Raw genomic sequence first — 12,364 nt, 5'->3', positions numbered from 1 at the left:
CCGATCATGAACCGTTCTGCTCCGGTTTTTCGTGCGCTGGGCATGATCCTCATGCTCTTTGGTCTGACCTTGCTCGCTCCCTTTGCCCTGTCGTATTTCATGGACGACGGGGCGACGCGCATGTTTTTTCTGGTGTTTTTGCTCACCCTTTCCTGCGGCTGCCTGCTCTGGTACCGCTACCGGCGCGGGCGGCGCGATCTCAACGTGCGCGACGGCGTTTTGCTGGTGGTGCTCGTCTGGGTCGTCCTGCCCGCTTTTTCCGCCCTGCCCTTCATGATCCACCTGGGCATGACGCATACCGATGCCTATTTCGAAGCCGTTTCCGGCCTCACCGCCACCGGGGCCACCATCATCAGCGGGCTGGATCAACTGCCGCACTCGATCAATCTCTGGCGCCACCTGATGCACTGGCTGGGCGGTATGGGCTTGATCGTGCTGGCCGTAGCCATTCTTCCCATGCTCGGCATCGGTGGCCGGCAAATGCTCGCGGCCGAAGTGCCCGGACCGATGAAAGACAGCCGTTTGACCCCGCGCGTTACGGAAACAGCGAAAGGTCTATGGCTGATCTACATCGGCGTCACCTGCCTGTGCATACTCGCCTACGCCTGGGGCGGCATGAATTGGTTCGACGCCATTTGCCACGCTTTTTCCACCGTCGCCCTGGGCGGATTTTCCACCCACGATGCCAGTTTTGCCCATTTCAATTCACCGCAGCTGGAATGGATTGCCGTCGGTTTCATGGTTTTTTCCGGCATCAACTACGCCACCCATTTTCTTTTCATCCGCAGCCGCTCGCTGATGCACTACTGGCGCGATCCGGAAGTGAGCTGGTTCATCGGCGTTTTACTGATCAGCGTACTCATTTTGGCCAACTATCTGTGGAAAGAAGGGGTGTTTGGCGAACTCGACGCCTCCTTGCGCCACACCCTCTTTCACGTCGTTTCGGTCGCCACGACCACCGGTTTTGCCACCCTGGATTACGCCCAATGGCCGATGTTCGTCGGCCTGTGGATGCTGTTTCTGTGCAGCTTTGCCACCAGCGCCGGCTCCACCGGCGGCGGCATCAAGATGATGCGGGCCATGCTGCTTTATAAACAGGTTTACCGCGAATTGATCCGCGCCATGCACCCTTCGGCGGTCTATCACGTGCGCCTGGGCGGTGCCACGGCCCCGCAAACGGTGTTGTTCGCCGTGCTCGCCTTTGCCTTCATCTACATGGCCTGCATCGTTACTTTGACGCTGACCCTTTCTTTTACCGGCCTGGATATCGTCACCGCTTTCTCGGCGGTGGTTGCCTGCATCAACAACACCGGCCCCGGCTTGGGCCTGGTCGGACCTGCCACCAACTATGGGGTGCTGGAAGATTTTCAGACCTGGGTGTGCATTTTTGCCATGCTGTTAGGGCGTTTGGAGATCTTTACCCTGCTCGTCGTCCTCACCCCTGCCTTCTGGCGGAAGTGACCGATCACCCAGAAACCCGGATAATCTCCCCTTTTCGACTTTTGGCGGAGTAAAACCGTGAGCCGACCCAAGAATGATACCTTCCTGCGCGCGCTGTTGAAGGAACCGACCGAATTTACCCCGCTGTGGATGATGCGCCAGGCTGGCCGTTACCTGCCCGAGTACTGCGCCACGCGCAAACGCGCCGGCAACTTCCTCAATCTGTGCAAATCGCCGAGCATGGCCTGCGAAGTCACCTTGCAGCCGCTCGCCCGCTATGACCTGGATGCAGCAATCCTCTTTTCCGACATCCTCACCGTGCCGGACGCCATGGGCCTGGGCCTGTATTTTGCCGAAGGCGAAGGTCCCAAATTCGAACGTCCGCTGCGCGAAGAATGGGCGATCAACAACTTGAGCGTCCCCGATCCTTACGATCACCTGGGCTATGTCATGGATGCCGTCAGTGAAATTCGCCGCGCCCTGGATAATTCCGTGCCGCTCATCGGCTTTTCCGGCAGCCCCTATACGCTGGCCTGCTACATGATCGAAGGCCAAGGTTCCTCCGATTTCCGCCACATCAAGGGCATGCTCTACGGTCGCCCAGATCTGCTGCACAAGATTCTGGAGGTCACCACGCAAGCCGTCATCCGCTATCTGAATGCGCAAATCGATTCCGGCGCGCAAGCCGTGATGATTTTTGATACCTGGGGCGGTTCGCTGTCTGCTTCGGCCTACAAGGAATTCTCGCTGGCTTACATGCAACGCATCGTTGCCGGCCTGAAAAAAGAAAAGGACGGCCAGCGCATCCCCAGCATCGTCTTTACCAAAAACGGCGGCCTGTGGCTGGAAGACATTGCCGCCATCGGCTGCGACGGGGTGGGCCTGGACTGGGGCATCGACATCGGTTCGGCGCGCCAGCGCGTCGGCGACAAGGTGGCCCTGCAAGGCAACATCGACCCCAATGTGCTGTTTGGCACACCAGAAACCATTGCCGCCGAAGCCAAAAAAGTGCTCGACAGCTTCGGTCCGGGCAATACCGGCCATGTTTTCAACCTCGGCCACGGCATTTCGCAATACACGCCGCCAGAAAATGTCAGCATCTTGGTCGACACCGTCCACACCCACAGCCGCAGCCTGCGTAAGTGAGGGCTAACTGAAGCGCCGGGGCTTGACTTATGCACAAAGTTTTTGCCCCGGACTTTCAGTTTCATCAAAAACGCTAGTTGACCGCGCGTTAAATATATAACTCTTTGATTTCAAACGAAATCATATTCTTGCTCAAAACTGCGGCATAAGGCAAAACCCCTTAAGAAACGCCAACTTAGCCTTTCTACCCCGCGCCAACTCACAGACTTATCCACAGTTTCTGTGAACAACCCCCAAGCCACTGCCCCCATGTCGATTTTGCGCGTCGCGCTCGATGTCCCCTTGCACCGTCTGTTTGATTACCGTCTGGACGATGCCAGCACGGCGGATATTGGCCGGCGCGTGCGGGTACCTTTTGGGCGCGGCGAAAAAATCGGCATCGTCGTCGCCCTCGCCGAGCAGAGCGACTGGCCGATTGAGCAACTCAAAACCGCCTGCCGCATCGATGACGATCTGCCGGCCCTGCCCGCTGATTTTTTTCAGCTCCTCGAATTTGCCAGCAGCTATTACCAGGCCCCGCTGGGCGAAACTCTGCTCGCCGCCCTGCCCGCCGGCTTGAAGCGCCTAAACCCGCCCACCCGCCGCGCCACCCGGGCCAAGCTCGCGCCCGCCGCGCAAGCCAAGCCGGAACTCACCGACGAACAAAGCGCTGTGATCGAAGCGATCGACCTCAACGCCGGTTTTGCTGCACATCTGCTTTTTGGCATTACCGGCAGCGGCAAAACCGAAGTCTACCTGCGCCTGATCGAACGCGCGCTGGCCCTGGGCCGGCAAACCTTGCTCCTGGTCCCGGAAATCAATCTCACGCCGCAGCTCGAAGAACGGGTGCGCACACGCTTTCCCGAGCACTGCATCGTTGCTCTGCACAGCGAACTGCCCGAAGCCGCACGCGAACGCCACTGGCTGCAAGCGCTGCGCGGTGAGGCAGCGATCGTGCTCGGCACGCGCCTATCGATTTTCACGCCGCTGCCGCGTCTGGGCTTGATTCTGGTGGATGAAGAGCACGATGCCTCCTTCAAACAGCAGGACGGCATGCGCTATTCCGCCCGCGATCTGGCCATCGTGCGGGCGCGCCAGCGCAATCTGCCCATTCTTTTCGGTTCGGCCACGCCCGCCCTGGAAAGCTGGGCCAATGCCGAACAAGGCCGTTACCGCCGACATTTCCTCAGCCAGCGGGCGAATCCCCAGGCCCAGCTGCCGCCGGTGCGCATTCTCGACAGCCGAGCGCTCAAATTGCAAGAGGGGCTTTCTGCGCCCTTGCTGCATGCCATTGAAACGCGCTTGCAACGCGGCGAACAAAGCCTGGTTTTTCTCAACCGGCGCGGCTACGCCCCGGTGCTGGCCTGTGCCGCCTGCGGCTGGATTTCCCATTGCCAGCGCTGCGCCGCCAATCTGGTGGTGCATCGCGCCGATCACTGCCTGCGCTGCCACCACTGCGGCTTTGAAGCGCGCATTCCGCGCGCCTGCCCGACTTGCGGCAATCAGGATATCCAGGCCTTCGGACGCGGCACCCAGCGCCTGGAAAGCTGGCTACAGGAACGCTTTCCCACAGCGCGTATCCTGCGCGTCGATCGCGATGCGGTAAAAAGCCGCAAGCAATGGGAAGAGGTGCTCGAGCGCATCCACGGCGGCGAGGCAGACATTCTCGTCGGCACGCAGATGCTCGCCAAGGGGCATGATTTTCCCAAACTCACGCTGGTCGGTGTGCTCGGTGCCGATGCGGCATTGTTTGCCGCCGACTGGCGCGCCCCAGAGCGTTTGTTTGCGCAACTCATGCAGGTTGCCGGGCGCGCCGGACGCGCCGAATTGCCGGGCGAAGTCATCGTGCAAACGCAATACCCCGAGCACCCCTTGTTTAGCGCACTGGTCGCGCAGGACTACCCCAGTTTCGCCCAGCAACAGTTGGCCGAGCGCGCCCAGGCCGGCTTTCCGCCTTATACCTTTCACGCCATTTTGCGCGCCGAAGCCCCGCACATGGCCGACGCCCTGGCTTTTTTGCAGGCCGCGACGAAGCTGCCCGAAGCGGCGCAACAAAACGAGGTCATGCTTTACGATCCAGTTCCGATGCGTATGGCGCGCCTGGCTAACCTGGAGCGCGCGCAATTACTCCTCGAATCGCCCTCGCGCCCGGTTTTGCAACAGTTTCTCCCGCGCTGGCGCGAAGCCCTGGCGCAGTTACGCACACCGCGCCAGTTACGCTGGCACATCGAGGTCGATCCTCTGGAGTGCTGACGCCTGCCCAAACGGCACGCCCCTTGCTTGGTGTCTGCTCCGCATACCCAGCAAGGAGGCATCATGAAAATCGAAACGTCTGCCCTAGAACTCACGGCCAGCCACGAAATAAGCCAAAGCCGCAGCCTGAGCGCGCAATCCCAGGTCAGTTTTCGTCAGATGCTGGGCGAAATGGCGGAAGAAAACAGCAGCACAGATTTGCACGAACGCGTGCGCAAGCTGCTCGAAAGCCTGATCGAGCGCATCATCGCCGCCCTGGAAGGGCGCAGTGTAGAAGTTAAAAACCCGCTCTTCGACAGCGCCGCACCCGAGAGCGGCGCTCGCCTCGATCAATCCGAAAAAAGCCCTCGTCAGCAAGAAATCCATTGGCAAACCCGCGTTTGCGAAAGTTTCAGCGAATACGAACGCACCAGTGTGTGCGGCACGGGCTGGGTAAAAACCCGCGATGGACGCGAAATTTCCCTCGAGTACGCGCTGACCATGGAGCGCAATTTCAGCAGCCAGCGCCATAGCGAAACGCAAGGTAGCGTGGTGCTCAAAGACCCGCTGATGCTCTCTTTTGACGGCAGTGCCTGCGAACTGAACAGCCAACGCATGGCCTTCGATCTCGCCGCCGATGGCAGTGCGCAATGGATTCCGCAAGCCGGCGGCAACAGTTGTTTTCTCGTCTGGGATCGTAACGGCAATGGGCGCGCCGACGATGGACGCGAACTGTTCGGCGCACTCAGCGGGAACGGTTTCGCCGATCTGGCCGCGCTCGATGAAGACAAAAATGGCTGGATTGACGAAAGCGATAGCGCTTTCAACACACTGGGTCTGTGGTTCGCCGACCGCTACCAGAGCCTGAACGCTGCGGGCATCGGAGCGCTCTACACCGGTGCCGTGGCTGCCCCCTTTGCCCTGAAAGACGAAAACAATGCCTTACTCGGACAAATCCGCGACGTGGGCCTCTATCTGTTCGAAGACGGGCGCAGCGGCTGGCTGCAGCAGGTCGATTTAGCCCTCACGCGCAGCAATATGCCGGGGGAAAACGAACCAGGCGAGCGCGAGCAACTGGCAGGCCAGGAGCAGAAAAAAAGCGCTGCGGTAAGCCTCGGCGCTGGATAAACCCATGCTGTGCAGGGCATCGACCAAAGCGCCGATGCCCCATTGCAAACCAAAGGCGCCGGCAAACACCAGAAGATTGAAAGCGGTGCTCGCCCGCCCCGACCAATGCGCCGGAAAAGCTTGTGCCACAAGCGAATAAGCCATGTTGGCAAGAGAAAAACAAGCCCCCAGAAGCGGCCAGAAAAGAGCGCCGCCAAACTGCGGCCACAGGCAAATCATGGTCAAGGCGAAGGCCGCGACGATCATCGCGCCGAGATAAAGCTTGGCCAGTGACACCCCGTGATGCACCAATTTGGTGGCAAAAAACCCCACGCAAATGAAGCCGCTCAACATGGCGATCCCCATCCAGGTCAAACGTATCGCCACCGCTGCGCCGTCGAGATGCTCCAACACATTCATCCAGCGCGAGGCCCACAAACCCTGCACGGCCATGAAGCCGCCGATGAAAGCAAAACCCATCGGCGCGTAACGCTGAAAATGCGGGTCGGCAAAAATTGCCCTTACTTCGCTCAGTTGCTGGCGCAAGGGCACGCTGGCCGCATGATTTTCCTTATCTGGCACCACCCACCACAAGATCGCCGCCACAGCCAAGGTAAGCAAGGCCAGGGCCAGTACGATGCCGCGCCAATGGGTGATTTCCAGCGCCATTTCCAGCGGTTTTGCCGCCACCAGCGCCCCCAAACCGCCGGATGCCATGATCCAGCCCGTCATGCCGGCCAGACGCTCGGCAGCAAACCATTGGGTAAACGCTTTCATCGAGGCCATCAGACAGGCCGACACCCCCAGACCGATCAAGGCGCGCCCGACGCTCAGGCCAAACAAGCTTTCTGCCTGGGAAAACACTGCCGCACCAAGGGCCGCAATCACCAGCAAAATCGCCTCCACCCGACGCGGGCCGAAGCGATCGAGCAGCAGGCCCAATGGAATCTGTGCCGCCCCAAAGGCGAGAAAATAAGCACTCGTTAAGAAACCCAGCGCGTTATCCGGCAAGCTCAATTCCTGCGCGATGACCGGCCCGAGAATGGCATTGACCGTGCGGTAAAGGTAAGACAGGAAGTAGCCCGCCGCAAAAGGCAGGAGCAGGCACAAAATCAAATTAGGGCCGGCAGCGCGCGGCTGGGAAGGTGCAGTCATGGCGTGGAAAATCGGCGTTTCACGTGAAACGCCCCGGGCAGTCACCAAGGGCGCACAAAAGGGGAATTTTACGCGAGCAGCACAATCACACGCGCACCGCCACAGCTTTGACGTTACCCCAGGTGGTGGTCAAAGTGCGCAGCACGCTGGCCCCCGATTCGAGCAGCAGCAAAAATATATCGCGCTCGGAATAGAGACAAACCTGCTCGGCAATGCCGTATTTATCAGCCATAGCCGGTGCCAGCGGCGCGAAGCGTTCGTAAAGCGACTGTTCGCGTCCGGCATAGCCCTCGCCCACTTCCGAATGCAGCCCGAGAATGGACAAATACAACTTGCCGCCAATGCGCAGTTTTTTCATCAACTGACGAATCACCAACTTCGCTTGCGCGTAGGGCAAATGACACAGGCCGTGGCGCAACACGATGATGTCGTAGCGCACCTCATCGCCTTCTTCCGGTGGACTCGGCGGCTGCGCGGGCAAAAAACGAATCGCGCCACTGTGCCCGCTCGCCAGAATGCGGTTCTCGATTTCCTGGCGCAGCGCCGGCGCATCGGCCACGCTCACCTGCGCCCCCAACTGAGCAAACCGCCCGGCCAGACGGCAACGTCCGGCCGGCAAAACCAGTACGCGCACCTCGTGTTCGATACGCTGGCGTTTGACGCATTCCTCCAGCGCCAGCTGTTGAATGGCGTCTTGCTCTTCGCTCCAAGCTTCCCCTTGCGTATCCATGCCTGTCTCCTCTTTTCGGACATTCTGCCCGAGGGCCGATAATTCTGGCAACCACGGCCAAGCCCCAGCGGCACTACAAAACGTCGGCTGCGCTATAGTCAAGTTTTTAAAGCCGCAAGGAAAACCTCATGGCCATGCTCGTCACCTTTGAATCCAGTGAAACTGGCGAATTGTTCATGTATGCCGACGTGGCGCGCCTGTTGTTCGACATCATCGGCAAAGAGGGCTCGGCGCGCGGCACGTTTACCCAAGCGCAAATGCTGCCAGCGGCGGAAAAATTACAGCGCGCCGTCGACGAAGCCAAGCTTCTGAACACCGCCCCGGCCACTCAAGAACACGATGCCGACAACGAGCACAAGCCGCTCCCTGTCAGCCTGCCGCAACGCGCCTGGCCTTTTATCGAGATGCTCGAACGCACCGCCCGCAGCGGTTCTGAAGCACATATCACCTGGCAGGCGGCAGCGGATTTCTGAATCGCCCGGATGCAGCACCCGGGGTTTTTCGCAGCGCTTAAAAAAACTCGATATCGTCTTCTTGCGCGCGCATTTCCTGATTGAAACGTGCAACCGCCTCGTGCACCGGCACGCCGTTCATCACCGCCTCGAACATCGCACTTTCTTCGCGCGTCGAATATTTCGCCTTGATGCGATTTTGCAGCCCCACCCATTCCTCCGGGTTGTACAAACGCACCGGCTGCCCCACCAAATCGCTCAAATCCCCCAAACTGTGGGTGACGTGCGACAGGCGCTGCACCAATTTATCGTAAAACTGGAAAGCGATAATGGCTTGATGCACCCGATCGGCCACATCGCCGGAATCACCCAGCAATTCGGCGCGCAAGGCACCGGCGGCACCTTCATTCGGTAAATTGCTGATTTTATGCAGCAAAGCGTGCATGCACTGGGCAATGGCGGTAAATGAGGTGGTGAGCACTTCGACCGAGCTATTGCTGTCTTTCATCGCAGTTTCGATCTGGACCACCGCCAGTTCCAGCATGAGCACGGTTTCACGCACCTGACTCCAGCTCAGGTCCGGATTACTGGCGCTGCTGCCGCGAATAGGTATATTTTTTGTTTGTGTGTTCATGGTGGAATTCCAAGTGCAAGCGGCGAATATAGCGCAAATGCGCTAGGCTGCGCATTTGTTCCGCGCACTTTTGCCCGCCATGCCCTTGCATGTTTTCTCCCGCCTGCTCTTCGTCAGCCTGTGTTGCACGGCATTCAACAGCTGCGCAAACGCCGAAATCGCCTTGGACGCCGGCCATAGCCTGAGCGACGGTGGGGCGCTCTCGGCACGCGGGCGCGAGGAATTTTTCTTCAATCAAGATTTTGCGCACTTACTGGCGATGCGCCTGGAAAGTGACGGACAAGCGGTGCGCCGCATCAATTTCGACGGTGCCATCAGCGGTTTGCACCAACGCCCCAAACTTGCCGCCGGCAGCGATTTCTTCCTCTCCATCCACCACGATTCAATCAGCGAAAAGCATCTGCTGACCTGGGAATGGGAGGGGGTCGAACGCACGTACACCGATGTCAAACGCGGCTTTGGCTTGTTTGTTTCGAGCAAAAACCCCGATCTCGCCCGTAGTTTGCGCTGCGCTTCCGCACTTGGCGCGGCGCTGCGCGCAGCGGATTTCACCCCCACCCCCTGGCATGGCCGCAAGCATTTGCCGGCCGATGCCGACAATGGCGTCTGGTATTACGACAATCTGGTGGTCTTATATCGCACCGCCCTGCCGGCAGTTCTTTTTGAGGCGGGTGTCATCAAACACCAGGAAGAAGAGCTGGAATTACGCGACCCTGAACGCCAGTCCCGTATGGCAGATGCGCTGGTGCGCGGCTTCAGGCAGTGTTTGCCGCCGACAGAAAAACCGGCTCCGGCGTAAGTTCAAGGGCAAACTGCGCACGCACGGCGGCTTGCACGGCGGCCATACTCTGCGCGACATCCTGGCCCGTGGCCCCGCCGTGATTGACCAAAACCAGGGCTTGTTTTTCGTACATGCCGACCGGCCCTAAGGCCTTGCCTTTCCAGCCGGCAGCTTCAATTAACCAACCCGCGGCAAGTTTCACCCGGCCGTCCGCCTGCGGGTAGGTCGGCAGCTCAGGATAGGCGCGCAGCAAGGCAGCGGCCTGCTCAGCGCAAACTACGGGATTATGGAAAAAACTGCCGGCATTGGGTAACCGCCCCGGATCCGGCAATTTACGCTGGCGTACCGCAATGACCGCTGCAGCAATCTCCTGCGCCGTTGGCGTGGCGATCTCGTGCGCGGCCAACTCTTGCGCCACATCGGCGTAACGACAGTTGGGCTGCCAAGATTTCGGCAAGCGCAAGGTGAGCGCGACAATCGCCAAAGCCCCCTCACGGTGTTGCCCATTTTTCTTGAACAGGCTGTCACGATAAGCAAAGTGACAGGCCGCATTGTTGAATTCAACGAACTTTGCCGCCTGAAAATCCCAGGCGCGCACCTGCTGCACGAAATCACTGATTTCTACACCATAGGCACCGATGTTTTGCACCGGTGCCGCACCCACGGTGCCGGGAATCAAGGCGAGATTTTCCAAGCCGGGCCAGCCGCGCGCCAGACTCCACAGCACCAAGGCATGCCAGTTTTCCCCAGCCCCGGCTTCGATGTACCAAGCCTGCGCATCTTCGGCGACCAAGCGCCTGCCGGGAATCGCCATGTGCAGAATCAGGCCGTCAAAATCCCCGCCCAGCACGAGATTGCTCCCTCCCCCCAGCACAAAACGCCGGCGCGAGCGCCAGCGCGGATCGGCCAGCGTCGCGGCAGCATCTACCCGCACATACTCTGCCGCCCGCCCCGGCAGGGCGAGGGTGTTGAAGGGACGTAGATCAACCTGCCGCTGCAGCATGTTCAAGGTTTTTTTGCCCCCGCCAACAAATCGATCAAATGACCCGGGCTTCCTGGGTCGCCCACCCAAACCGGCTGCGCCTGATACGCCGGATTGATCAGGCTGCGCTGCGGCTGATAACCCGCAAACCGCAACCCGCTTACATCGGCCCAGGTGTGGATGAAACTGTCGAGCTGATAGACGCGTTCGGCATAAGCCGCATAATCGCGCTTGTCTTCTGCGAGCCAGGCGGGTGAGCGCCAGATGAAAAAGGGCACGGTATACATCGGCAAGGTCGGCTTGGCTTCATTGCGCCCGATGAAATCATGTGGCGGCGTGTCGTACACATCCTCGCCATGGTCGGAAAAATACACCAGCTGGCTGGGAATATCCGCCTGCCGCAGCGTGGCGAGCACATTGGCCACCACCTCGTCGTTATAGCGCACGGCGTTATCGTACTCATTGATGAAATCCGCCTGTTCCGCATCCGCCCAATCCGGCACTCCGTCACGCCCCTTGAAATACTCCGCTTGCGGCGGGAAGCGGTATTTGTAGCGCATGTGGGTGCCCAGCAAATGGATGACGATGAAACGCCGCGCCTGGCCATCGGCCAGAATCTGCGCCAGCGGCTCGAGCACCTGGCTATCGAAACTGTAGGAATTCTGCGAACGCTGATGGTTGAGATAGAACTGTTCGTCCATCTGCTCAGAAAAATTGGTCAGCATGGTGTTGCGCTTGGTCAACGTCTGCTGATTGGTGATCCAGTAGGTGCGATAACCCGCCTGCTGCATGATGTTCATCAGCGAAGGCTGGCTCAGATACAAATTAGGATTTTTTTGATCCGCAAAAGTCAGCACCTGCTGCAAGGCCTCTATCGTATAAGGGTGCGAAGCAAAGACTTGATTAAACAAGGAAAGTTCATTACGCAAGGCATGTAAGCGCGGATTCGTTTCCCGTCCGTAAGCATACAAGCTCATATGCAGGCGGCTGGTCGATTCACCCAAGAGCAACACCAAGGTGCCTGGTTTGCCGGCGCGAGCATCCTGCAAATCGGCAATCGGCGGAATTTTTGCCGCCTGCTCGCGCAGCTCCTGCATCCCCGCCAGCTGTTCCTGATAGTGGCGATAACCGACCAAAAACTGCCAGGGCACCGCCGGTTCCATGCGATTGAGCAGGCTTTCCTGATAGCGCGTCCAGTCAAAATCACTGCCACGCGTAACTTTCATCGCCGGCGGCACAAGCAAAACCGCCAGCACCAGCGGAAAAAGGAGCGCTCGGCCCGCAGGGCGCATCTGCAAGGGGCGCACCCCGCGCCACAGGGCATAGGCTCCTGCCATGAAGGCGAACAAGCCCGGGAACATCCACCAGCGCAAATACTGATCGACGTACTCACTCGCCTCGGCCGGGTTCGATTCAAAAATGATGAACAGCACGCTTTGCGAAAATTCTTGCCGGTAAATGGCGAAATACCCCAAATTAACCAGCGCCCCCACGCCCAAGAGCAATCCGATCACGGCGCTGATCTGGCGCGCCTTGGCCGGAAAAGCGAGCAAAGGCAAAAGCCAGAGCAAACTGAAGACAAAGCCCTGGCGCAGCGGCAAAAAGCCGGTTGCACCGGTAAAAAACAGCAAAAAATGCGTGGCCGCAGAGAAGTACCAGAAAAAAAGGAACGCCCGGCTCAAGCCGCGCCAATCAATCCATTGCATGATGTCTGACCTAATTGAGG

11 protein-coding genes are annotated in these 12,364 nt (G+C 59.2%); 6 read left to right on the top strand and 5 right to left on the bottom strand.

The features are described 5' to 3' along the window. Positions 1–6 precede the first annotated feature (6 nt). The 4 genes from ACM62Q_RS00505 to ACM62Q_RS00490 all read left to right on the top strand — a co-directional run bounded on the left by ACM62Q_RS00505 (position 7) and on the right by ACM62Q_RS00490 (position 5,925). Positions 7–1,461 (top strand): TrkH family potassium uptake protein, encoded by a 1,455-nt coding sequence (locus ACM62Q_RS00505; RefSeq protein ID WP_415033008.1) that lies wholly within the window; start codon positions 7–9, stop codon positions 1,459–1,461. A gap of 57 nt (positions 1,462–1,518) precedes the next feature. Next, complete coding sequence (gene hemE, locus ACM62Q_RS00500; protein ID WP_415033007.1) at positions 1,519–2,586, top strand: uroporphyrinogen decarboxylase; 1,068 nt, start codon at positions 1,519–1,521, stop codon at positions 2,584–2,586. A 249-nt stretch (positions 2,587–2,835) separates the two neighbouring features. Beyond that, positions 2,836–4,818, top strand: a complete 1,983-nt coding sequence (locus ACM62Q_RS00495; RefSeq protein ID WP_415033006.1) for a primosomal protein N' — start codon at positions 2,836–2,838, stop codon at positions 4,816–4,818. A gap of 63 nt (positions 4,819–4,881) precedes the next feature. Then, positions 4,882–5,925 (top strand): hypothetical protein, encoded by a 1,044-nt coding sequence (locus tag ACM62Q_RS00490; protein ID WP_415033005.1) that lies wholly within the window; start codon positions 4,882–4,884, stop codon positions 5,923–5,925. On the opposite strand, the gene ACM62Q_RS00485 is transcribed toward ACM62Q_RS00490, so the two are convergent. Next, the gene (locus ACM62Q_RS00485; protein ID WP_415033004.1) at positions 5,815–7,059 is read right to left on the bottom strand and encodes an MFS transporter; all 1,245 of its coding nucleotides are present in this window, start codon (positions 7,057–7,059) and stop codon (positions 5,815–5,817) included. The genes ACM62Q_RS00490 and ACM62Q_RS00485 overlap by 111 nt on opposite strands. A gap of 85 nt (positions 7,060–7,144) precedes the next feature. Further along, complete coding sequence (locus ACM62Q_RS00480) at positions 7,145–7,789, bottom strand: hypothetical protein (protein WP_415033003.1); 645 nt, start codon at positions 7,787–7,789, stop codon at positions 7,145–7,147. Between the two features lie 128 nt (positions 7,790–7,917). Between ACM62Q_RS00480 and ACM62Q_RS00475 the strand changes: the two genes are divergently transcribed. Then, positions 7,918–8,262 carry a DUF1840 domain-containing protein gene (locus ACM62Q_RS00475; RefSeq protein ID WP_415033002.1) on the top strand — a complete coding sequence of 115 codons (345 nt, stop codon included), beginning with the start codon at positions 7,918–7,920 and terminating at the stop codon, positions 8,260–8,262. A gap of 37 nt (positions 8,263–8,299) precedes the next feature. Here ACM62Q_RS00475 and ACM62Q_RS00470 read toward each other — a convergent pair whose 3' ends face one another. After that, a complete protein-coding gene (locus tag ACM62Q_RS00470) occupies positions 8,300–8,875 on the bottom strand; it encodes a hypothetical protein (protein ID WP_415033001.1) in 576 nt (191 codons plus the stop codon). A gap of 55 nt (positions 8,876–8,930) precedes the next feature. Between ACM62Q_RS00470 and ACM62Q_RS00465 the strand changes: the two genes are divergently transcribed. Further along, positions 8,931–9,674, top strand: coding sequence for an N-acetylmuramoyl-L-alanine amidase family protein (locus tag ACM62Q_RS00465; protein ID WP_415033000.1), 744 nt, complete (start codon positions 8,931–8,933; stop codon positions 9,672–9,674). On the opposite strand, the gene murB is transcribed toward ACM62Q_RS00465, so the two are convergent. Beyond that, positions 9,631–10,659: a UDP-N-acetylmuramate dehydrogenase gene (murB, locus tag ACM62Q_RS00460; protein ID WP_415033027.1), complete on the bottom strand. Its 1,029-nt coding sequence runs from the start codon at positions 10,657–10,659 to the stop codon at positions 9,631–9,633. The genes ACM62Q_RS00465 and murB overlap by 44 nt on opposite strands. A 2-nt stretch (positions 10,660–10,661) precedes the next feature. Further along, positions 10,662–12,344: a phosphoethanolamine transferase CptA gene (gene cptA / locus ACM62Q_RS00455; protein ID WP_415032999.1), complete on the bottom strand. Its 1,683-nt coding sequence runs from the start codon at positions 12,342–12,344 to the stop codon at positions 10,662–10,664. Positions 12,345–12,364 lie beyond the last annotated feature (20 nt).

Source organism: Azonexus sp., assembly GCF_047638095.1.
In the GTDB taxonomy this organism is placed as follows: domain Bacteria; phylum Pseudomonadota; class Gammaproteobacteria; order Burkholderiales; family Rhodocyclaceae; genus Azonexus.
Note: the sequence above shows the minus strand (reverse complement) of the source record. Positions and strands in the feature narration are given on the sequence as shown.

Bases quoted from the DNA above. Each gene is read 5' to 3' on its own strand.
- cptA (WP_415032999.1), bottom strand. From the start codon at position 12,344: ATGCAATGGATTGATTGGCGCGGCTTGAGCCGGGCGTTCCTTTTTTTC.
- ACM62Q_RS00485 (WP_415033004.1), bottom strand. From the start codon at position 7,059: ATGACTGCACCTTCCCAGCCGCGCGCTGCCGGCCCTAATTTGATTTTG.
- murB (WP_415033027.1), bottom strand. From the start codon at position 10,659: ATGCTGCAGCGGCAGGTTGATCTACGTCCCTTCAACACCCTCGCCCTG.
- ACM62Q_RS00480 (WP_415033003.1), bottom strand. From the start codon at position 7,789: ATGGATACGCAAGGGGAAGCTTGGAGCGAAGAGCAAGACGCCATTCAA.
- ACM62Q_RS00475 (WP_415033002.1), top strand. From the start codon at position 7,918: ATGGCCATGCTCGTCACCTTTGAATCCAGTGAAACTGGCGAATTGTTC.
- ACM62Q_RS00490 (WP_415033005.1), top strand. From the start codon at position 4,882: ATGAAAATCGAAACGTCTGCCCTAGAACTCACGGCCAGCCACGAAATA.
- ACM62Q_RS00505 (WP_415033008.1), top strand. From the start codon at position 7: ATGAACCGTTCTGCTCCGGTTTTTCGTGCGCTGGGCATGATCCTCATG.
- ACM62Q_RS00495 (WP_415033006.1), top strand. From the start codon at position 2,836: ATGTCGATTTTGCGCGTCGCGCTCGATGTCCCCTTGCACCGTCTGTTT.
- ACM62Q_RS00470 (WP_415033001.1), bottom strand. From the start codon at position 8,875: ATGAACACACAAACAAAAAATATACCTATTCGCGGCAGCAGCGCCAGT.